The following is a 21240-nucleotide window of genomic DNA, read 5'->3' on the forward strand; positions in this document are numbered from 1 at the left end:
CCCCCCCCCCCCCCCCCCCCCCCCCCCCCCCCCCCCCCCCCCCCCCCCACAACAACCCTATCTGCCGGGCGTTCCAAGGCTGGATCGAGGGGGGTCAGTCTAGGCCCCGCCCCTATTCAAACGCCTGGCGATTCTCCGGTGTGATCAACTTGAACGGCACCCAGACCACCGTCGACTCCAGCACCTCGCCGCGTACCAGGCGCAGCGCGGTGTCCACTGCACCGCCGGCCTGGCCTGCGGCGTCCTGAAACACGCTGACCGCCATCTTGCCCTCAGCCATCAATTTCAAACCGTCCGGGGTGCCGTCGATGCCGCCCACCCAGTAGTCCTTGGCCTGCTTGCCGGCCTTTTCCAGCCCCATGATCGCGCCGATCGCCATTTCATCGTTATTGGCCGCGATGATCGAAAAATCGACGCCCTGCTTGATCCAGTCAATGACAATCGTGGCAGCCTGGCTACGCTCCCAGTTACCGACTTTTTTCTGGACGACTTTCATATCCGGGTATTTGGCGACGACTTTTTCCACGTCTTCGGTGCGCATCAAGGAGGACGCGTTGGCCGGGTCGCCCACCAGAATCACCACGTTGCCCTTGTAACCGGCGCGGCGCGCCAGCTCTTCCATCTGCAACGTCCCCGACTCCAGCTCGTTGGAGCCGACAAACGCGGTCTGCGCCGGCCACTTTTCCGGGTTCGGATTGCGGTTGACGAATACCAGCGGGATCTTTGCGTCCGTGGCCAACTGCATCATTTGCGCCGCACTTTTGCCGTCAACCATCGCGACGATAATCGCGTCCACCTTGGCGTTGACCAGGTTGCGGAATTGGCGCATCTGCAAATCGATGCTGTCCTGCCCGTTCTCCATAAAGATGTCGACGTTCATGACGCTGGCCTGTTGCTGCACCCCATTGCGCAGCAGGGTCTGGAAGTTGTCGTCGTATTTTGCCATGCCCACACCCAGCAAGGGCGTGGCGGCCTGGGTTGGGCCCGGAATGAACAGCGTCGCCCCCAAGGCGAGCATTAACCATGCTTTCATGTTCTGACTCCCGCGGCTCAAACGCTGAAATGATGGAGCAGCTCGCGCTGCACCTTGGCCATGTCCGACAGCTCGTGGCTGCTGATGGCGGACTGCTCGGCACCGTCTGCCGTCTGCTGGGCCGAATCGTTGATCTGGATGACCATCCGACTGGTTTCCTGCACCGTAGCGCTCTGCTGCTCGGTGGCGGCGGCAATCTGAATATTCATGTCGCGGATACTGTCGACCGAATCGCTCATCGACAGCAGCAAGTCACCGGCACCCGAGGCCAGGGACACGCACTGGCTGGACTGCGCCTGGCTTTCGTTCATCACGTGCACCACCGAGTGAATTTTTTCCTGCATGAGCCCGATCATGTCCTGGATTTCGCTGGTCGAGGTCTGGGTACGGCTGGCCAGGGAACGCACTTCATCGGCCACTACCGCAAAACCACGTCCCTGCTCGCCGGCACGGGCCGCTTCGATCGCCGCATTCAGGGCGAGCAGGTTGGTCTGTTCGGCAATGGTGCGAATGGCGACCACTATGCCCTCGATGTTCTGCCCGTACTTCTGCAACTCATCGGTCACCTGCGTGGCTTTGTTCACCTGGTCAGCCTGCTGGCGGATATTGACGATGGTCTCGGCCACGCGCGCCTGCACCTTGTGCGTAAGCTCACTCGTGTCGTCCACGGCCTGGCGGGTGTCCTGCGCGCGCCGGGCCACCTCTTCGACCGTGCTTTCCATCTGCGTCATGGCCGAGGCTGCCGATTGCAACCGGTCCTTCTGCTCATCCACCACACGGGTGGTCTGTTCGCTGTTCAAGGCGTTGCTGCCGGCGGTCACGGCCAGTGCATCGGCAGAGCTGATCAATTCACGGAAGGTTTTCTGCAGGGCCTTGGTCAGTTCGTTCAGGTACCCCCCCAACTCACCGAACTCATCTTTACGGCTGACATCGAAACTGACCCGCATGTCGCCCGCAGTGAGCGTCTTGAGGACTTCGCGAAACGCCGCCAGCGGACGCCGCAAGCTGAAGGCGACCCAGGTGCCAATCAACACCGCCGCCAGCACCGCAAGCACACACGCGATCAACAGCAAGCTGCGGCTGGTGCCGATGGTGGCATTGGCAGACTGACTGGCCTGGTTGGCCACCTCCAGGGACTGGCTGCCAAACTCGCCAATCCTGTCCAGGGTGGCTTTCAGCGCCGCCTCCACCGCATTGCGTTGCTGCTGCACCTGCGCGGCCAGTTTCGCCTCCACCTGATAGGCCTGGAACAAGCCGTCAGGGGCGGTCAGATCCGTCAGCAGTCGGTTGACCATGACCCCGGCAATCCGCCCGACCCGCGGGTCAATCGCCGTCAGGGCCTGGGCCCGGGTGCTGATCACTTCGTCTTGCAGATTGAGCACACGCTGTAATTTATCAATGGCGGGCGTGACAGCATGGGCCGCGAAGCCATCGTAGGATTTGTTGACTTCCAGCAGCAGCTTTTCCGCTGCGGCAACCTGTTGCGGCTCGCCGACACTGCGCGCATGCGCGATGTAGTCACGCAAATAGCTGGTCAACTGCATGGCCTGCGCGCTGCTGTAGCCTTGCAATTTGCGCGTCAGCGCCAACTGCTGCACATGTTGCAAGTGGGACGTCATCAACGCCTGCGCCTGTTCGGCGTAGGCCGCTACCTCTTGGCGCTGCTGCGCCAGGTTCGCCCGCAGCGCTTCATGCTCGCCTGTGTAGGCAACGGTGCTGTCGAGTAACTGATTGAACTGGGCGATGCTCTCGGTAAACGGTCGCTTGCCGTCCTCGATCTGCTTGGGGTCGGTGCTGATCTGAATGGCCAGCAATGCCTGGTTGGCGCGCAGGATATGCACATACAGCTCACTGGCGGCCCGGCTCAAGGGCGCAGACTGGCCGGTAATAATGGTCAAGCGACTGCTGATGGACTGCGTGTTCTGATAGCTGATCCCCGCCATGATCAGCAGTAACAGCACCAACACCGCAAACCCGCCGATCACACGCTGCAATATGGTCATGGCCACCCCTTTTGATTTTTATTCGTTGACCTGAGCGACGACCAGGCGTGCCCCTACGAGTTCGGGATCACTCGTGGTGCTAGTGCCTGTATCGGCCGGGTGGGCTGGGACTTGAGCGGTGAAGACAGGCTGTAACGCGCTCAAAAAAATGTGGGAGGGGGCTTGCCCCCGATAGCGGAGTGACAGTCACTGTATATGTGCCTGATACACCGCCATCGGGGGCAAGCCCCCTCCCACCTACCTGATGAAATCAGGCTGGCTTTTGCACTGGGGTTACTGGCTCAACACCACATCCCGCATCGCCGGAATGTAGCCGTAGTCGTAAGACTCCTGCACAAACGATCGAGCGCCCTTCAACACGATCCTGACCGTCGGCGCTTCGGTCCCGCCGATGCGGTAGTCATCGCCGGTGGTGGGTACGCTGTCGATGAACGACGTCACCAGGCCGTTGGGCATCACGCAGTGAGAGTACGTCTGGAACGGCTGCGAAGGCGGGTTGCCGAGTACCAGCCCCGACGCATTCATCGGTGCATAGGGGCCGAACAGATGATCGCTGACAAAGCCATAGACGCCATCCGGACCCGTCACGCCATCCGCGTAGGTGAACTTGTGGCTGATGGTGAACAGGTAGTACTTGTTGTCCTGGAACACATAGTGCGGCCGCTCGGTCTGGTCATTCACCCCGACGGCAGTCACCAGCGGCGGCAGGATTTCCCACTCGTCACCGTTGAGGTCCTTGGCCACGGCGATGCCGATGCAACCCACCTGGTAGCGGGCGCCGCCCACGTCCTCATGCCCCGGTGGCACCAGTCCCAGCTCGTTCGGACCCACTTCGTGAGTCCCGCGCTCGCCGGCCACATTGCCTTCGAACACCATGTACAACTTGCCATCGACGGGGTCGATAAAGGGGCTGGGATCGCGAAAGTTCCAGGTCGCGTTCTGTGCTTCGGTTTGGTAGTAGGTGCCATCGGCCTCGAACAACGACTTGACCTGATCAAAGCCCTGGAGGGTGACACCGGTGTCCGAGGTGACAACCTGGCCCCTGACCTTGGCAATCGTGGCACCCGGCGTGACGCAGGTGTAGTACAGGTCGATATCACCGTTGTTATTCAACAGGATCGGCGTGCCTGCCCATTCACGGGTGGTCGGCGAAACCCCTTCGGCCATGACACGGCCGCCGAAGATCCAGTCCTTGCCGGTACGCGAATACCAGTAGCAGATACGCGCATGACCATGGCGGTCTTCCCAATCGCGCTTGATGTCGTAGCGGCCATCGGCGTTGATGAATTGTGGATCATGGGGGCGACGGTCGGCGGTCAGGGTGAAGATCACTGACCAGCCATCCACCGATACCACCGTGCCATCCAGTTCACGCAATGGCATGGTGTCCCAGATAAAGACCGTGTCACTCATGACAGGAAAGTCAGGACTCACTAACGGCTGTGTCGTCGTCGGGTCATTTTCATTAACTTTCAGCGCATCGGCCCGTGTCCAGCGAGTGGGTGTGTGATTCGCATGTTTCATGATGATGTCCTTTTGCTGACGCTTAAGTGACAAGCGAAGATTAAATAGCACCTGACAGCCCGCAACTTAATGGCGACTGAAAGAGCATATGATAGTTGCATCTGCAAGTGCGAAAACAGGTTTAACATGGAAGCCTGAATATCACAACATGAGGGATTATTTAGATTACAAAGGCCATCACTGTATTTATATCCTTGATATAAATACAGTGGCACTTGCAATAAATGACAGCTCAGTAGAAAGCTAGCTAATCAACTACCGAACACCAGCGCCGCAGCCTGGGCCCCGGCGTTTTTCTGGGTAAAGTCTTTGGCTTGCGCCGCCGTCTTCAAGGTATAGGCGTAGTTGGAAGTTGCAGTCCATTGTGCTTTGGGCGATTTCTGGTTGGTGATCGGCGGCACACTGTTTGTATCAGTGAACGTCCCGGTGCCTTTGTCATCCAACATGCCGTTGTTTTGGCTACCCTCGCCAAAATAATTACTTTCAGACAGGATATTGGCATTCTGCGCCAGGGTGAAACCGAGGTGGAAGTTATTAATGTAGTTGTTGTACACATGGAAATAACCATAGCGCATCAAGCCGGGCGCACGCACTTCCATGTTGTCGAAGCGGTTATGGCACAGCGTCAGGCGCGGGTAACCGTTGAACGCCGTTTTATTGTCATCCGCCGGGTGACCGAAGATCAGGCCGTACTTATGGCTGCCAAAGAAGCAGTTGCTGATGGTGGCATAATCGGCCTTTTCACCGATATACAGCAGTTTGTCTTCACTGCCGTCAGTGGTTGACCAGCTGTGCCCGACGAAAGAGCAATGGTCAATCCAGTACTTGCTGCCGTAGTTCAGGTAGACCTGAATATCGTCATTGGCCTTAATACTCGCCGAATGCTTGAAGATAATATTCTGCAGAATGATGTTCTGCGACTGCGCTGTTGCGCGCAGGTGAATATTCTCCAGGGTGCGGTTCTGGAACGAGCCGATCAGGGTCTTGTTGGCGCCCATGTTGACTTTGGTCAGGCTCGACGCCGAGATATTACTGTTGATCACCAGTACCTGCGGGGTGGTGTCGCCAATATTGGCCTTGAGTTGATCCAGGGTGGTGATACTGACCACCGGGCCGGACCAGCCGCCCGTCACTTTTGCCGCGAGGGCGAAACCGGTCAAGCCGGTGAGTTTGCTTTCTGGATACGACATGAGTTCCCTCTCTATAAACAAAAACGGCTCGGTATGACGAGCCAGTGCATCAAGTTAATCCGTTAACTTGCACACAGTGTTTGGCATGGCTGAAGTTGCCGAGCGTTGGTCGATCAGCGCTTAAACACTGTGTTTATGTACAGTATTCTTGAATCACTGAATCGTCAACCCTTACGCGGTCAAAAAAAAATGGGAGGGGGCTTGGTCCCGATGGCGGTGGGTCAGTCGACATCTCTACGACTGATTCACCGCCATCGGGGGCAAGCCCCCTCCCACATTTGCCCTGCGGTGTTCTTCCAAGCGTTATTTGGACACAGGCATCGCAAACTCCGCGCCCTGCTCGATGCTTTCCGACCAGCGCTGCATGATCGACTTCTGCTTGGTGTAGAAGCGCACGCCTTCGGTGCCGTAGGCATGCATGTCGCCAAACAGGCTCTTCTTCCAGCCACCAAACCCGTGCCAGGCCATCGGCACCGGGATCGGTACGTTGATGCCGACCATGCCCACTTCGATACGCCGCGCAAACTCGCGGGCAATGTTGCCGTCGCGGGTAAAGCAGCTGACGCCGTTGCCGAACTCATGGTCGTTGACCAGCTTCACCGCCTCGGCAAACTCATTCACGCGCACACAGGCCAGCACCGGGCCGAAGATTTCTTCGCGGTAGATGCTCATCTCTTTGGTCACGTGGTCGAACAAGGTCGCGCCGAGCCAGAAGCCGTTTTCCAGGCCCGCTTCGGTAGGCACATAGTCACGCCCGTCGAGCAGCAGTTGCGCGCCGGCCTGCACGCCTTGTTCGATGTAGCCGCTGATGCGCTCCAGGGCGGCGCGCGAGACGATCGGGCCCATTTCGGCCTTGAGGTCGCGGCCGTCGGTGATGCGCAGTTGCTTGGCACGTTCGGTCAGGGCGGCGATGACTTTGTCGCCCACATCGCCGACCAGCACCGCTACGGAGATGGCCATGCAGCGTTCGCCGGCACTGCCGTAGGCGGCGCCCATCAAGGCGTCGACGGTTTTCTCGATATCTGCGTCAGGCATTACCACCATATGGTTTTTTGCGCCGCCCAAGCCCTGGACGCGCTTGCCGTTGCGCGCGCCGGTTTCGTAGATGTATTGGGCGATCGGCGTGGAGCCAACAAAGCTCACGGCCTTGACGTCCGGGTGTGCGATCAGCGCGTCCACCGCTTCCTTGTCGCCCTGCACCACGTTGAATACGCCTTTGGGCAAGCCGGCTTCATGCAGCAGCTCGGCCATGAACAGCGAGGCGCTCGGGTCGGTCGGGCTTGGCTTGAGGATGAAGGTGTTACCCGCCGCGATGGCGATCGGGTACATCCACATCGGCACCATCACCGGGAAGTTGAACGGTGTGACGCCGGCGACCACGCCCAGGGGCTGGCGCATCGTCCAATTGTCCATGCCACGGGAAACCTGGTCGGAGTGTTCGCCCTTGAGCAGGTGGGGAATGCCACAGGCGAATTCGAGGATGTCGATACCACGGTCGACTTCGCCCTGGGCATCGGTGAAGACCTTGCCGTGTTCAGCAACGATGATGCGCGCCAGGTCGTCCTTGCGCTCACGCAGCAGGTGCAGGTATTCGAACAATACGCGGGCGCGGCGGATCGGTGGGGTGTCAGCCCAACGGGTGAACGCGGCTTGCGCGGCGGCGACGGCCTCATCGACCGTCTGCCGGCTGGCCAGGGCGACGCGGCCGGTCACTTCGCCGGTGGCCGGGTTGTAGACGTCCTGATAGCGATCATCGCGGCTGACGCGCTGGTCGTTGATGTAGTGCTCGATTGTTGTAGTCATGGCAGTAGATCCCAGGTGGGTTGCGTTGGGACACACGATAGGCTTTCGGTTTGTTCCAAACCAGAGCAGAATCCAGAACTGATTGTCCTCATAAGCGAACAATAAACCCATGGAAAAATCCGAGATCGAAGGGCTGTGGACCCACATTCACTGGCTCTCAGTGCTGGAGGAACACGGCACCTACACCGCTGCCGCCGCGCGCCTGGGGGTGAGTAAATCCGCGGTCAGCCAGCGTATTTCCGACCTGGAGAAAGCCACCGGCACACGGCTGGTGACGCGCACCACGCGCAGCGTGCGGTTGACCGATGCCGGGTTGTCGTTGACCCGTGAAGTGCGCGGTGCCTATGAGCAAATCGCCCGCAGCTTCTCGTCCGTGCGCGATTCCGCCGGCGAGATTCGTGGCCTGGTGCGCTTGACCGCCCCCGTGGCATTCGCCCGGCAACAGCTGGTGCCGCACCTGTCGGAGTTCCTCCAGCACTACCCGCAGGTGCGTATCCAGCTGGACGTGTCGGACGCCTTGAGCTCGCTGGCCGCCGAAGGCTACGACCTGGCGGTGCGCCACGGTTTCCAGGTACCGGAAACCCATGTGGCCTGGAAGCTGTGCGACACCACCTCAGTGCTGGTTGCCAGCCGTGACTACCTGCAACGCCACGGTGAACCGCGCGCGCCCGCCGACCTCAGCGCACACAACTGCCTCTATTACCCGCGCGGCACCGACCAACCGGCCTGGACCTTCGAGCGCGGCAGCAGGAAAGTCGAACGGGTCACCGTGCCCATTGCCGGCAGCTTCTCCACCAACAACAGCGAAGCTCTGCGCGACGCGGCGCTCAACCACCTGGGCATCGCCCTGCTCCCGGACTTCAGCGCCCACGCCGCCCTGGCCGGTGGCAAACTGGTGCAGGTGCTCAAGGACTGGACGCTCAAGGGCGCGTTTGCCGATGAGATCTACCTGATTCGGCCCTACTCGCCCCATGTACCCAAGTCGGTGAGTGCGCTGGTGGGTTACCTGAAGGAAAAACTCTCTAGCGGCTTTCGTTTCCTCGGTTAGCGCACCCTAGCGTCGTGAAGACGCCGCTTCAGTGCCCTGGAGGGGTGAAAGAGACTTCGCCCACTCGATCACATCCGTGCGCACCGCCGACGGCTGGCCCGCGGCGTTGCGGGCAAAGCTGCACACAGTGACGGGCAACTGCGAGGCTGGGTAGCTCATGCCGCTGTTGGCCAGTGTATAGCGGTCGTCGTCGTAGTCCGGGCAGGTCGCCACATCCGACGCGTCCACATAAAAATAGTGATGGCTGAAGCCGTTGTGCGGCGCGTCCCAGTTGACGCTGTAGTTCAGGTTGATCCGCGGGACCGGGGCCGGATCGGTCAAGAACACCGAGTGCGTATAGGCATTTTGCAGCAAGGCCGGCGTCAATACCTCGTTGCGGGTCTGGACGCCAATGATGCACAACACATGAGCCCCCAGTGCCGGCCCGATGGCGTGGTTGACGTAGCCATCGGTTGAGGTCGTGGCGCTGTGATAATCGTTGGCAAGCCGACAGTCATTGACGTGGCGCACGGCCTTGAACCGATAAAACGGCTCCTGGATCGAGAACTGGATGTTCCAGGTTGGCCGGACGTTATGCCCGTTCTCGCCCTGGCGCATATGCACATAGGGGTTCAGTTTCCAAGGCTCCTCCAGGACGATATCGATCGCCTTGAGCTGGCAGCCCACCGTGTTGTTCAAGAACACGCCGTCGACAAAACAGCGGTGCAAGTCGTTGGCCGGATAGCTGTAGTTGAACTTGGCCGCTTCACAGGCGGAGACGTTCTGGCAGTTGTTGAGAATGTCTTTTTGGATCACCGCCGCGACCTTGCTGACAATGCTGGTGATTTCGTTGCTCTGCCGGTCCAGCATCGGGCTGCCGGAGCTGCCGTACTGCAGGTCATTGCAGCGGTTTTTCAGGGCGCTGGGAAACACGCCGGGGTGCTCGACAAAACTGTGGGTGACCGTCTCCTTGCAGGCGCTCATGCGCAAGCCCTTCTGGCGAAACCCGCTCGGCGAGCTGACATTGATCACGTCACGCTCCCCGGCACTCTGATGCGTGGCGAGCTTGAGCGGCATGACGCCCTCCGTGATCAAGGCGGCCAATGACGAATCGACTTCAAGCAGCGCGAGGTCGGTGCCGACCATGCTGCTCCAATGGGCAGTCTTGATCCGATAGGTCCGGTGCTGCGCCTGGGTATCGTGGAAATAGTTGAAGGTGATGTTCGCCGAAATACCCTGGTTGATCCGGGCCGAGCCATAGCTGAAGTACACGCAATGCCCGCTGGTCACGACATAGGCGGGGCCGGTCGCCTTGTTCTGTCGGTTGCGCGTATCGAGCAGCACGGCATTGCAGGTCTGGCCAATAGCGTTTTTCAACAGACCGATGCCGGACCACAGCGCGTAACGTTGATCGTGGTTCTGCAAGGGGATGGATGAGCGGGTTTCAACCAGCCCTTCGGCCAGGTCCCTGGTGTGGCTGTGAGCCGCAAGACAAGGCAGCACCAGTAAAAGTAAGGGGAACACGCAGCGGGTAAGCACCATAAGGCCTCCATGTGGCAAGTGGGTGAGGCCGAACGTACGCGAGGGGTTGCGGGTAGAGGGCCTATATAGATAGGTGTCACAGCGGTAGCGCCTTGCACGGGTCGTGGGTAGCCAGTCGTCATGGGTTTAAAGGCTCAACAACGTATGTCCCCTTAGTTGCAGGACGTTCCCGAAACAATTCCACGGCGTGAGCATGCCTGCATTAAACGGAATCATTCTCGACAAATACAACATGGAACAACGCTATATAGCGAACGGCAATAATTCATCCCCGAAAACAACACGCTTCGCGCACTTGAACATCAATGACTCATTCAAGATAAACATGCGTGACGGGTTATTGGCGTCATTCAAAAACACCATGTAATTCATTGTAATTAATCAATAAATTAAATTAAAAAAGGTCAATATCGACCTGCTTTCAGTGCCGTTTTAAACGCTGCCGCCCGACAAACTTGCAAAAAAACCACAACCGACTAAGTTCATCCATACCATGAAGGCAATCAGCCATTGCCCGTATAAACAGCCATCCAGGCGAGGAATTTTATTGCTCTGAAAACCGACCAGACGCAGCGTTAACACAAGACACGGAATTTAAGTCTTAACACTCAAAAGGGATGCTTTGATGAAGCGCAGCCAGTGGTATCGTGCGTTCTCGAAAAAGGGGCCAGTTGAACATTTCTGGCTGTCATTGCTGTGCTTTTCGGGGCTGGTCATCGCCAGCTTCCTGTTGTTCGAACAACAGATCCAAGACGTCCTGATACACCTCAACCTCTATCAGCCGACGACCCCCACGCAAACATTCAACCTGGCGCTGCTGCTGATTGCCCTGCTCGCGCTGGACGTGGTGCTGCCCGTGCCGTCGAGCCTGGTCGCGCTGCTGGCGGTGGCGATGCTGGGCAGCCTGGGCGGTTACCTGGTGATTTTCATTGGCCTGTGCCTCGGTGCCGGGTTGGGGTACGCCCTGGGGGCCGGGTATTTTCGCCTGCTGTCAGGCCGCCTGGGCCTGCATCAGCGCCAACCGGGGCAGTTGGCGTATCGCTTGGGCACACTCTCGCTGATTTGCCTGCGTGGCGTACCGGTACTGGCGGAAACCTCGGTGGTGGCCGCCGGCATGCAGCGCTATCCGCTGCGGGCATTTACAGTCATCACCACCCTGGCCAACGCGGGCCTGGCCCTGGCCTACACGGCTATCGGTACGTTCCTGATCGAGCAAAACGCGCTGCTGGTGACGATCCTCGCCAGCATGGTGTTGCCGGTGGTGTTTGTGGCGGGCTACAGCCTGTTCAAGGCCGCGCGCAAGCCGCACGCCGAGCAAGCGCTGCACGGGCGCTTCGAAGTCCGTTATGACTACCCGGTGGTGTTCACCGACCACCTGTTCGCCCCGCTCAACCCTTGCCTGCATCGCCAACTCACCGCCCAGCACAGCGGCCCGGTGACGGTACTGGTGTTCGCCGATGAACAACTGTTGCTCAGCACACCGCACCTGCTGGAAGAGATCGACAGCTACTTTGCCGCGTATCCCGACTTGCATCTGCAGGCGGCACCGATTGCGCTGCCGGCCGGTGAACTGAGCAAGCACGCGCAGGTACTGGAACGGCTGTACAGCGACATGCTGCAACACGGCCTGGACCGGCATTGCTACGTGCTGGCCCTGGGCGGCGGTGCGGTGCTGGATGCAGTGGGCTACGCCTGCGCCACCTTCCATCGTGGCATTCGCCTGATCCGTATCCCGAGCACCGTGCTGGCGCAGAACGATGCCGGTATCGGCGTGAAGAACGGCATCAATGCCTTCGGCCAGAAGAACCTGTTGGGCGCCTTCTACCCCGCCACGGCGGTGCTCAATGACTTTCAACTGCTGACCAGCCTCACCCGCCGCGACCAGATCGCCGGGCTGGCCGAGGCGGTGAAGGTGGCGTTGATCAAGGACCGGACTTTTTTCGAATGGATGGAACAGCACGCCGACGCCCTCGCCCATTTCGATCACGCTGCCAGCCGCTACGCCATTCGCCGCTGCGCCGAACTGCACCTGCACCACATCACCGGGGCCGGCGACCCCTTCGAACGCGGTAACGGCCGGCCCCTGGATTACGGGCACTGGGCCGCGCACAAACTGGAAAACCTCAGCCATCACCGCCTGCGCCATGGCGAGGCGGTGGCGGTGGGCATGGCCCTGGATGGGGTGTACGCCAATGCCCTGGGGCTGCTGGGCGATGCCGACATCGAACGGATCATGCAGTTGTTGCTCACGCTCGGTTTCAACCTGTGCCCACCGGAGCTGGCCTTGCGGGACGCGCAAGGTCGTTCGCCGGTATTGCTCGGGCTGGAGGAATTCCGTCAGCACCTGGGCGGGCAACTGTCGATCCCGATGCTCTGCCGCATCGGTGAGTCGGTGGACCTGCACGAAATCGACAACGCGAAGATGGAAGCTGCCCTGCAACGCCTGCTGAGTCGCAGCGATGCCGCGCTGCCGCTGGGTGAGGGCTACGCACAATGAGCCCGATGAAAACCTGGATGACCCTTGGCCGCGTCTCCAACCTGCCCACGGTGTGGACCAACACCCTGGCCGCCGCCCTGCTCGCCAGCAGTGCCGGCGCCCTGGCGCCGCCGTCATGGCTGGTGTGGGGGCTGCTGTTGATCACCCTGTCGCTGTTGTACCTGGCGGGCATGCTGCTCAATGACCTGCTCGATGCCGACTGGGACCGGCAACATCACAACCCGCGCCCGATCACCCTGGGCCTGGCCAGCCGCCAGCAAGTCGGCGTGGCGACCGCACTGTTGCTGAGCCTGGCCGCTGCCGCCGTGTTGGGCCTGAGCCGCTTGATCGATGAGCCGCATTGGTTGCTCGGCGGCGTACTGCTGCTGGTGGGCTGCATCTTCGGCTACAACCTGCTGCACAAGAAGTACGCCCACAGCGTGTGGCTGATGGGGGCCTGTCGCTCGGCGCTGTACCTCACCGCCGCCGCCAGCCTGGCGGTGCCACCGGAACCGATCTGGCTCTGCGCGATCCTGCTCGGCGTGTACATCAGCGGCCTCACCTACCTGGCACGCCAGGAACACCGCAACCAGCTGATCAGCCGCCTGCCGTTGCTGCTGATGCTCAGCCCGCTGGCCCTGGCGATCTACTCCAACAACCTGTGGTTCTGGCCGGTGCTGCTGTTGTGGCTCGGTTGGTTGGGCTGGCACTACCACCAGCACCTGGCCAACCCGCGACAGCGCCAGGTTCGCGCGTTTATCGGTGCAGGCCTGGCCGCCCTGCCGTTGTTCGATGCACTGGTACTGGCCGTGGCCGACCAGCCGGTTGGCAGCCTGTTATGTGTGCTGGTGTTTTTCCTGCTGCCCCACTTTCAACGCTGGATCAAGCCGACATGAACATGCGCCAGGATTGCCTCACCGAACATCGCCAAAACTTGAGCCAGCAGCTGGATAACACCGAGCAACAGTGGTGGCAGCAGGCGCAGCAACGGCTCGTACAACAGCCAGACGCCAACACCGCCGCACTGTTGAGCGGCCAGTGCAAGCGCCAGTTGAAAGCCCCCGTGGTCGCGCTGGCGCGGGCCTTGCTGTTGGCCCAGGTGCTGGAGACCTGCGCCGCTGCCGAGCGATTGGCACTGCTGCGCCAGCTGTTCCTGTGGGGCGACGACCTGGAAAAAATCGCCTTGCTCAACGCTCTCGACTGGCTCGACAGCGACGGGCAGTGCCTGGCGCTGGCGCTGCAGGCCGGGCGCACCAGCAACCCCCAGGTGTTTGCCGCCCTCGCCCTCGACTCCGCCTACCCGTCGCGTCACTACCCGGAGCACGCCTTTCACCAACTGGTGCTCAAAGCCCTCGGCATGGACCTGGACATCACGCGCCTGGTCGGCCTGGCGCAGCGCCACAGCGTCAGCCTCAACCAGCTGGCCCTCGACCTGCTGGACGAACAGCTCGCCGCCGGGCGCAGCGTGTCCCCCGGCCTGCCCCGGGTGATCGCCTTCAACCTGCTCAGCCCGGCACAACTGCAACGCCTGCGCGGCCTGTGCCTGCCGCCGGAATGGCACACGTACCTGAATTGACGCCCAGTGCCGCCCCTTTTCCCTTGACGAGGATCCACCATGCTCAAGTATTTCGACCCGCACATTCATATGGTCAGCCGCACCACCGACGACTACCAGAACATGGCCGCCGCCGGGATCACCGGGGTGATCGAGCCGGCCTTCTGGCAGGGCCAGGCGCGCACCAGTGTCGGCAGTTTCGTCGACTACTTCGACACCCTGCTGGGCTGGGAGCGCTTTCGCGCCAGCATGTTCGGCATCCACCATTTCTGCACCATCGGCCTGAACCCCAAGGAGGCCAATGACCTGTCGATCGCCAATGAAGTGCTGGGGATTTTGCCGCGCTACCTGGTCAAGGACGGCGTAGTGGCCGTCGGCGAAATCGGCTATGACGACATCACCCCCGAAGAGGATCGCTTTCTCGCCGCGCAGCTGGAGCTGGCCAAGCAATTCAACCTGCCGGTACTGGTGCATACACCGCACCGCGACAAGATCGGCGGCACTAAACGCACCCTGGCGGTAATCCGTGAGGTGGGGATTGCCGAACACCTGGTCATCATTGACCACCTCAACGAGCTGACCTTGCCGCTGGTACTGGACAGCGACTGTTGGCGCGGGCACTCCATCTACCCCAATACCAAGATGTCCGAGCAGCGCATGGTCGCCCTGCTCCAGGAATACGGCACCGAAAAAATGGTGGTCAACAGCGCTGCCGACTGGGGCATCAGCGACCCGCTGAAAGTGCCCAAGACCGGCGAAGCGATGCTGGCGGCCGGGTTCACCCAGGCCCAGGTCGAACAGGTGCTGTTCCATAACCCGGTGGACTTCTTTGCCCAAAGCGGGCAACTGGACAAGGCCCTCGTCAGCACCCCGCTGCCCATCGACCAGCGCAAGCAATGGCAGGAAAACTCGGCCCTGCGCGGCCAGGACCCGGTGATCAAATGAACGCCGTCAGCGGCTGGACAGCCCCCCAGGTCGGCTACTGCAGCAACGTCCACCCCACCCGTGACCTCGCCGGGCTGCGGGCCTCGATCGCGCGGCACTTCCAGGGCGTGCGGCGCTTGCGCGGGCTCGACGAACAGGACAGCGGCTTGTGGATTTGCGCGCGCGCGGCGGCCGAACTGCAACAGGCGTCGGCGCGTGAGTCGTTCCTGCAATTGCTGCAACACAGCGGCCTGCGCCTGACCTCGCTGAACGGCTTCCCCTATGGCGAATTCCATCAGGGCGCGGTGAAAGCCGAGGTGTACCTGCCCGACTGGGCCGACCCACAACGCCTGGCGTACAGCCTGGACCTGGCGCGAATCCTCGCCCAGGCCTTGCCAGCCGATTGCGCGCAGGGGGTGATTTCCACGGTGCCCCTGGGCTACGCCGCCACTTGGACCCCAGCAAGGCAGGCACGCGCCGATGCGCACCTCAGCCAACTCACCCGCGCACTCGCCGCGCTGCATCGGCAAACCGGCAAGAAAATCCTGTTCTGCCTGGAAATGGAACCGGACTGCGTGCTGGAAAACACCGCGCAGGCCATCGCCTTCTTCCAGCAACGGCAAACCTTCGACCCACACCATGAGTACCTGGCGCTGTGTTTTGATGTATGCCACCAGGCCGTGATGTTCGAAGACTGTTATGAGTCGTTGACGCGGCTGCACCACGCGCGGGTGCCGGTGGGCAAGATCCAGCTGTCCAACGCGATGATTTGCCGCTTGCCGCCTCAAGGCGATCAGCGCCGCGACCACGTGCTCAAGACCCTGGGGCATTTTGCCGAGGCGACCTACCTGCATCAGGTCAAGGCACTCGATGCGCAAGGTCGCCTGGTTGCCTGGGCCGACTTGCCCGCGGCCCTCAGTGACTGCGCGCAGTTCACGGAGCTGCGCATTCATTTCCACATCCCGCTGTTCAGTGAACACCTGCTGTTGCCGGAGCTGACGGGCAGCCAGGTCGCCCTGGCGCAGACCTTCGACTACCTGGCGGGCCATGTGGACTGTCGGCCGGTGCTGGAAGTCGAGACCTACAGCTGGGGCGTGTTGCCCGCCCAACTGCGCCCGGCCACCGAGCCGGCGCAACTGGAGGGCATCGCCGCTGAACTGCGCTGGGTCGAAGACCAACTGCGCCAGCGCAACCTGTTGCACTCTGCGGTCCGGGAGGCCTACGCCCATGCCCTCTGAGCAACCGCTGCTGTTGATCAATGTGGTGGGCTTGACGCCCTCGTTGTTGGGCGAAGCCACGCCGCAGATCAATGCCCTGCTCAAGACTGCCAAGCTGGCCCACCTGCAACCGGTGTTCCCGGCGGTGACGTCGACGGTACAGGCGTCGATCCTGACCGGGGCACCGCCGTCGCAACACGGTATCGTCGGCAATGGCTGGTACTTTCGCGACCAGGCCGAAGTGCGCTTCTGGCTGCAACCCAATGCGCTGGTCCAGGGCGAAAAGGTCTGGCACACGCTCAAGCGCGAGTTCCCGGCTTTTCGCTGCAGCCAATTGTTCTGGTGGTACAACATGTACGCCGACGTGGACGCCGCCATCACCCCGCGCCCGCATTACCCGGCGGACGGGCGTAAACAGTTCGGCCTGTACTCGTCACCGCCCGGGCTGCATGAACAGATCGAACAGCAGATTGGCGAGTTCCCGTTTCCCGGGTTCTGGGGCCCGGCGGCCGGCATCGCGTCGAGCCGCTGGATCGTCGATTGCGCCATTGCCGAGTTCCAGATCAACCGTCCCCACCTGCAATTGGTCTACCTGCCCCATCTCGACTACAGCTTGCAGCGCCTGGGCCCGGATCACCCGTCGATCGCCGACGAAGTGCGGGCCATCGACCGTGAAGTCGGCCGGCTGCTGGCCTTCGCCAAGGTGCAGGGCGCCGCGGTGATGCTGCTGTCGGAATATGGCATCGAGGCCGTCGAGCAATCGGTGTCGATCAACCGTGTATTGCGCACCGAAGGCTGGTTGCAGGTGCGCCAATCCCTGAGCTGGGAGCTGCTCGACCCCGGCGCCAGCGCGGCCTTCGCGGTGGCTGATCATCAGGTTGCGCATGTCTACGTGAAGCAGGCGCAGGACATCCCTCGAGTCAAAGCCCTGTTGCAGCGCCAGCCTGGCATCGAGCTAGTGCTGGACAAAACCGAGCAACGCGCCTGGCAACTGGATCACCCGCGCAGCGGCGAGCTGGTGGCCGTGGCCGCCGCCGGCAGCTGGTTTGATTACTACTACTGGTTCGACGACCGCAAGGCCCCCGACTTTGCCCGCACCGTGGACATCCATCGCAAGCCTGGCTACGACCCGGTCGAGCTGTTTATCGACCCGGCGATTCGGTTCCCCATGCTGAAAGTGGCGCGCCGCCTGCTGCAAAAAAAGCTCGGCTTTCGCTACTACATGGACCTGATCCCGCTGGACACCTCCCTGGTCCGCGGCAGCCACGGGCGCCTACCGACCAGCGTGCAGACCGGCCCCCTGCTGATCACCAATTGTGATCTGCCGATACCGCAGCAGCTTGCGGCGACGGCAGTGAAGCAACTGCTCCTGGAACACTTCCTGGGGCGCCCACACACCGAACTGGCCATTGCCAAGGAGCTTTCATGCGGCGAGCCTTCTCTATAACGGTCCTCAGTGCATTGGCCGGGTTGGCCCAGGCACAGGACACCAACCCCTTCGATTGCAGCAACTTCCTGCAATTTGGAGGCAACCTCGACAAGACCCGGGCGGCCTTTGTGCAAAGCCCGGACACCCTGGCCTGGAACTGGTTTGCCTGCCTGAACCAGCCCGCCAGCGCGCAGAGCCCCGACCGGGTCTGGGAAACCCTGAAACCCTCGGACCAGGTGTACCTGGCCAACGGCGCCCCGCCCCAGCCGTACAACCAAAATACGCCGCCGCCAGACGCCGTGCTGCAACAGGCCAAGGCGCTGGGCATGAACCTCAGTCGCACCTTTCACAACCTCAATGCCACGCAGCAGGTGGACGGGCTGATCCTGGAAATGGGCGGCCAGGTCCCCAAGGACCAGCAAGGCCAGGCGGTGCGCTTCCAGCTGTTGATGGGCGCGGACACGTTCGACTACATCGTGCAGCAGAAGGTCTACAACGTGAACGGCCAGGCCGCCTTGACCAGCGATCTCAACTTCCCCGCCACCGCCTGGGAACTGAAAGCCGCGTGGCTGTGGATCGGCAACAACCCCAGCTACCAGCAGCAACTGGCCAACGATGGCTACTACATCGCCCAGGCCTACTACCAGCAAGGTGAACAGTACCAGGTGGGCTATGCCGCCTTGAGCGGCTTGCATGTGATCAACAAGCTGAACCCCGACTGGGTCTGGACCACCTTCGAAAACCGCCACAACAGCCAGTACACCGTGACCAATGCGGTGCCGCCCACGCCGATGACCAACAGCACCGGGCCGACACCGGCGGCACAGCCGGTCAACACGCTCTTCCAGGCCCAGTACGCCGAACTGGCGCAGTACGAGTTGATTGGCGTGCAGTCCAACACCACGCCCACCCTGCTCGCCAATTCCCAGCTGGAGTCGGCCTTCCAGAGCCAATCGTCGTGTTTCGCCTGCCACGCTACAGCCGCGTACTCGGCGAAACAGGGCTACTTCAATTTCGCCCTCAAGGAACAGGGCGGCATCGTGTACCCCACCGCCCTACTGCCGGCCACCGACTTTGTCGGTTACCACAAACTGGACTTTGTCTGGTCGCTCAAACGCGCCCAGTGGCAACGCTAAGGAGCCTGACATGAGCGTATTGAATTTCCCGCGTATCTACCTGGGCGGCCATCTGTTCTGGAACCCGCCGACCGCTAACAACAACGACATGTACCCGCTCTACGATGCGGTGAAGATGCAGATGAACTGGCGGTTCCTGGACAGCTTCAACGTCACCCCGCAGAACGCCGCCAGCACCTTGCTGCCGTGGACGATCGCGCCACTGCCACACAGCCAGATCCCCGGCTATGTCCTGCAAGTACCGGGCAACGCCTCGCAGTTGACCACGCCGATGATCCCCGGCGAATGGAACCTGTTCGGGGACAACGCCTGCGGCACCGTGAGCTACAACCAGATCCAGTCCGTGGTCACCGGCGGCGAGTTGCCCACCGGGGGGTATGTGAGCCAGGACCCGCTGATCAACCAGAGCTTCCAATTGCTCGGCAACCCGTTTGGCAGCAACGCGCCCACACCGGCGCGCTTTGTCGACGTGAGCCCCTGGCAGAACACCTTCACTGCGCTGTACTTCGACAAACTGGTGCTGGGCACCGACCAATGTGGCCTGACGCTCAAGCGCGAGCACCGCATGCTCGACCGCTTCCTGAACTTCAACTGGGCCAACCTTGGCGGGCTGAGCTACGTCACCACCACCTGGCAGACCTGTTTCCCGAAAGAGAACCTGGCCTGGGTCATCGGCAACTCGGCCTTGCTGCAAAACCTGCAGGCGCAGATGGAACAACAAAAAGCCAAGGGGCTGATGTTTCGCTTTTCCACCTACCTGACGTGCTACGACAGGAACGGTATTTTCAATAACTACCCACCCATCGACACCCACTCCTCCAGCCCCGAAGCCCTGGCCAAGGTGACGGCGATGTATCAACAAGGGCTGGATAACGTCGGTGATATTTTCTTCAACCCGGCCTACAGCCGCACGGTCGGCACCCTGGGCCTGTGGCTGGACGGTGAATTCCCCACCGCCCCGGCCGGTCGGCGCCTGATCCCGGCCAACCCGGTGCCGATCACCTCACCCACGCAAACCACCTCGGCCAAGCTCGGCGTGATCTCGGCGCAGGCCCATGGCGATACGTTGTCGCTGGACCTGGGCAACGCCTTTCCGTTCTACCCGGTCGACAAGACCGCGCCCATCCCGGTGGCGGCCAAGTTCCAGGCCGGCAACTACCAGATCGGTATCCGTCAGGGCGAGCAATTCAGCCCGTTGGCCAGCTTCGGCTATGACGATTACCAGCAGGCGGCGTTCGACCAACGTGCGGGTATCCTCGACCTGCCCCTCACCGCCCAGGCCCAGGCGCAGCTGCAAACCGGCACGCTGGAACTGCAACTGCAAGGCGCCACCACGCCCCCCGCCGCCACCCAGCAAATGTGGACAGCCGAAGTGGTGCAGAGCGCCAGCTTCATCGACGTGGGCGACACCAAGACATTGCAGATCATGGTGCAATACGATGGCCTGCCAGCGCCGGCCGGGACCGTGTTATGGGTGGCGGAGTACAGCAATGCCTACATGCTGTGCACCACCGATTACTACCTGGCGTTCAGCAACGCGGCCGACTTCACGCTGTTCAACAACGACCCGCAAAACCCGATCAAGAACAGCGCCAACCTCCCGCAATTCAACGGCACGTCGACACTGCTCGCCGAAGTCACCGAGGGCACCGGTCGCCAGCTCATGGCCACGCGGATCGTCGAATCAGACGATCAAACGGTGCCGGTGACCTACCAGCAATTCCTGCCGACACCCGCCTCGGTCGCCCTCAGCCCGTGCCTGTCGTTCGCCAACCCGATCCCCCGGCAAGGCACGTTGCAAGACCCGCTCAGCAACACGGTGCAGTACAGCGTGACCCAGATCCAGACCGACGCCAACGGCATTGCCAACCTGACGGTCACCGCCCAGGCCCCTGGCTTTCCGACCCTGCGTTTCTTTGTGCAGGAAGGCCAGCAGGCACCGGTGATCCCGTTCAGTTTCCCGCTCAACCAGGCCTTCACCGACTTCCTCGCGCCACTGCGCGTGTTGCCGCTGGAGCCGCAGATGCAGCAGGACTTTGTCAACGCATGGAACCAGGTCTACCAGCGTGAAGACGCCGGCCAACTGATCTGGGAGAGCTTTATCTACCCCTTCATCCTGCAACCGTTCTATTACCTGTACCCGATCATGAGCAAGTACATGCCGCTCAATTCCCTGACGCGCATCGAAGGTGCCGTCGACCAGCTGATTGTGTTGATCAGCAAGGAGTACCAGGAGGAAAGCACCCTGGCGATGCCCATCACCCGCGACATGCCGCAAAGCCGGCGCGCCGTGCTGGAGCTGTGGGCGCAGGCCCTGGTGAAGCGCAATTACCCACCCGTCCCGCTCAGTATGAGCGACTACTCGTAAGCCTCGGACAGGA

General features: G+C 61.4%; 15 protein-coding genes and 1 pseudogene. 9 read left to right on the forward strand and 7 right to left on the reverse strand.

The genetic code is table 11. The features are described 5' to 3' along the window. Nucleotides 1-112: 112 nt before the first annotated feature. The 6 genes and pseudogenes from ACODSV_RS19970 to ACODSV_RS19995 all read right to left on the reverse strand — a co-directional run bounded on the left by ACODSV_RS19970 (nucleotide 113) and on the right by ACODSV_RS19995 (nucleotide 7553). Complete coding sequence (locus ACODSV_RS19970; RefSeq protein WP_024074732.1) at nucleotides 113-1033, reverse strand: substrate-binding domain-containing protein; 921 nt, start codon at nucleotides 1031-1033, stop codon at nucleotides 113-115. Between the two features lie 17 nt (nucleotides 1034-1050). Then, a complete protein-coding gene (locus tag ACODSV_RS19975) occupies nucleotides 1051-1764 on the reverse strand; it encodes a methyl-accepting chemotaxis protein (RefSeq protein WP_371128923.1) in 714 nt (237 codons plus the stop codon). 144 nt (nucleotides 1765-1908) lie between these two features. Beyond that, nucleotides 1909-3036: pseudogene (locus tag ACODSV_RS19980) on the reverse strand (HAMP domain-containing protein); the annotation flags it as partial. Between the two features lie 273 nt (nucleotides 3037-3309). Next, nucleotides 3310-4560: a glycoside hydrolase family 68 protein gene (locus ACODSV_RS19985; protein ID WP_024074730.1), complete on the reverse strand. Its 1251-nt coding sequence runs from the start codon at nucleotides 4558-4560 to the stop codon at nucleotides 3310-3312. 251 nt (nucleotides 4561-4811) lie between these two features. Continuing rightward, nucleotides 4812-5750: a pectate lyase family protein gene (locus tag ACODSV_RS19990; protein WP_150056383.1), complete on the reverse strand. Its 939-nt coding sequence runs from the start codon at nucleotides 5748-5750 to the stop codon at nucleotides 4812-4814. A 303-nt stretch (nucleotides 5751-6053) separates the two neighbouring features. Further along, on the reverse strand, nucleotides 6054-7553 hold the full coding sequence (locus tag ACODSV_RS19995) for a CoA-acylating methylmalonate-semialdehyde dehydrogenase (protein ID WP_150054879.1): 1500 nt from the start codon (nucleotides 7551-7553) through the stop codon (nucleotides 6054-6056). 109 nt (nucleotides 7554-7662) lie between these two features. On the opposite strand from ACODSV_RS19995, the gene ACODSV_RS20000 reads away from it, so the two are divergent. After that, a complete protein-coding gene (locus ACODSV_RS20000; protein ID WP_024074727.1) occupies nucleotides 7663-8601 on the forward strand; it encodes a LysR family transcriptional regulator in 939 nt (312 codons plus the stop codon). Between the two features lie 6 nt (nucleotides 8602-8607). On the opposite strand, the gene ACODSV_RS20005 is transcribed toward ACODSV_RS20000, so the two are convergent. Beyond that, nucleotides 8608-10122, reverse strand: a complete 1515-nt coding sequence (locus ACODSV_RS20005) for a trypsin-like serine peptidase (protein WP_190300913.1) — start codon at nucleotides 10120-10122, stop codon at nucleotides 8608-8610. 625 nt (nucleotides 10123-10747) lie between these two features. Between ACODSV_RS20005 and ACODSV_RS20010 the strand changes: the two genes are divergently transcribed. The 8 genes from ACODSV_RS20010 to ACODSV_RS20045 are packed head-to-tail and all read left to right on the forward strand — an operon-like array spanning nucleotide 10748 to nucleotide 21227. Next, on the forward strand, nucleotides 10748-12619 hold the full coding sequence (locus ACODSV_RS20010) for a 3-dehydroquinate synthase (protein WP_150054880.1): 1872 nt from the start codon (nucleotides 10748-10750) through the stop codon (nucleotides 12617-12619). A 5-nt stretch (nucleotides 12620-12624) separates the two neighbouring features. Further along, nucleotides 12625-13494 (forward strand): UbiA family prenyltransferase, encoded by an 870-nt coding sequence (locus ACODSV_RS20015; protein WP_150054893.1) that lies wholly within the window; start codon nucleotides 12625-12627, stop codon nucleotides 13492-13494. Further along, nucleotides 13491-14174 carry an EboA domain-containing protein gene (locus ACODSV_RS20020; RefSeq protein WP_150054881.1) on the forward strand — a complete coding sequence of 228 codons (684 nt, stop codon included), beginning with the start codon at nucleotides 13491-13493 and terminating at the stop codon, nucleotides 14172-14174. The genes ACODSV_RS20015 and ACODSV_RS20020 overlap by 4 nt, the downstream gene beginning before the upstream one ends. Before the next feature lie 39 nt (nucleotides 14175-14213). Continuing rightward, on the forward strand, nucleotides 14214-15098 hold the full coding sequence (locus ACODSV_RS20025) for a TatD family hydrolase (RefSeq protein WP_024074723.1): 885 nt from the start codon (nucleotides 14214-14216) through the stop codon (nucleotides 15096-15098). After that, a complete protein-coding gene (gene eboE, locus ACODSV_RS20030) occupies nucleotides 15095-16315 on the forward strand; it encodes a metabolite traffic protein EboE (RefSeq protein WP_150054883.1) in 1221 nt (406 codons plus the stop codon). Before ACODSV_RS20025 ends, eboE begins: the two co-directional genes overlap by 4 nt. After that, nucleotides 16305-17741: an alkaline phosphatase family protein gene (locus ACODSV_RS20035; protein ID WP_150054884.1), complete on the forward strand. Its 1437-nt coding sequence runs from the start codon at nucleotides 16305-16307 to the stop codon at nucleotides 17739-17741. The genes eboE and ACODSV_RS20035 overlap by 11 nt, the downstream gene beginning before the upstream one ends. After that, nucleotides 17720-18859: a hypothetical protein gene (locus ACODSV_RS20040; RefSeq protein WP_150095151.1), complete on the forward strand. Its 1140-nt coding sequence runs from the start codon at nucleotides 17720-17722 to the stop codon at nucleotides 18857-18859. Before ACODSV_RS20035 ends, ACODSV_RS20040 begins: the two co-directional genes overlap by 22 nt. Before the next feature lie 10 nt (nucleotides 18860-18869). Beyond that, nucleotides 18870-21227: a hypothetical protein gene (locus tag ACODSV_RS20045; RefSeq protein ID WP_150054886.1), complete on the forward strand. Its 2358-nt coding sequence runs from the start codon at nucleotides 18870-18872 to the stop codon at nucleotides 21225-21227. Nucleotides 21228-21240 lie beyond the last annotated feature (13 nt).

The sequence above is a fragment of the Pseudomonas sp. FG86 genome (genome assembly GCF_057808775.1).

Coding starts and splice junctions, on each gene's coding strand:
- ACODSV_RS19995 (WP_150054879.1), bottom strand. CDS start 7,553: ATGACTACAACAATCGAGCACTACATCAACGACCAGCGCGTCAGCCGC.
- ACODSV_RS19990 (WP_150056383.1), bottom strand. CDS start 5,750: ATGTCGTATCCAGAAAGCAAACTCACCGGCTTGACCGGTTTCGCCCTC.
- ACODSV_RS20005 (WP_190300913.1), bottom strand. CDS start 10,122: ATGGTGCTTACCCGCTGCGTGTTCCCCTTACTTTTACTGGTGCTGCCT.
- eboE (WP_150054883.1), top strand. CDS start 15,095: ATGAACGCCGTCAGCGGCTGGACAGCCCCCCAGGTCGGCTACTGCAGC.
- ACODSV_RS20020 (WP_150054881.1), top strand. CDS start 13,491: ATGAACATGCGCCAGGATTGCCTCACCGAACATCGCCAAAACTTGAGC.
- ACODSV_RS20035 (WP_150054884.1), top strand. CDS start 16,305: ATGCCCTCTGAGCAACCGCTGCTGTTGATCAATGTGGTGGGCTTGACG.
- ACODSV_RS20040 (WP_150095151.1), top strand. CDS start 17,720: ATGCGGCGAGCCTTCTCTATAACGGTCCTCAGTGCATTGGCCGGGTTG.
- ACODSV_RS19985 (WP_024074730.1), bottom strand. CDS start 4,560: ATGAAACATGCGAATCACACACCCACTCGCTGGACACGGGCCGATGCG.
- ACODSV_RS20045 (WP_150054886.1), top strand. CDS start 18,870: ATGAGCGTATTGAATTTCCCGCGTATCTACCTGGGCGGCCATCTGTTC.
- ACODSV_RS20025 (WP_024074723.1), top strand. CDS start 14,214: ATGCTCAAGTATTTCGACCCGCACATTCATATGGTCAGCCGCACCACC.
- ACODSV_RS20015 (WP_150054893.1), top strand. CDS start 12,625: ATGAAAACCTGGATGACCCTTGGCCGCGTCTCCAACCTGCCCACGGTG.
- ACODSV_RS20000 (WP_024074727.1), top strand. CDS start 7,663: ATGGAAAAATCCGAGATCGAAGGGCTGTGGACCCACATTCACTGGCTC.
- ACODSV_RS20010 (WP_150054880.1), top strand. CDS start 10,748: ATGAAGCGCAGCCAGTGGTATCGTGCGTTCTCGAAAAAGGGGCCAGTT.
- ACODSV_RS19975 (WP_371128923.1), bottom strand. CDS start 1,764: ATGACGCAGATGGAAAGCACGGTCGAAGAGGTGGCCCGGCGCGCGCAG.
- ACODSV_RS19970 (WP_024074732.1), bottom strand. CDS start 1,033: ATGAAAGCATGGTTAATGCTCGCCTTGGGGGCGACGCTGTTCATTCCG.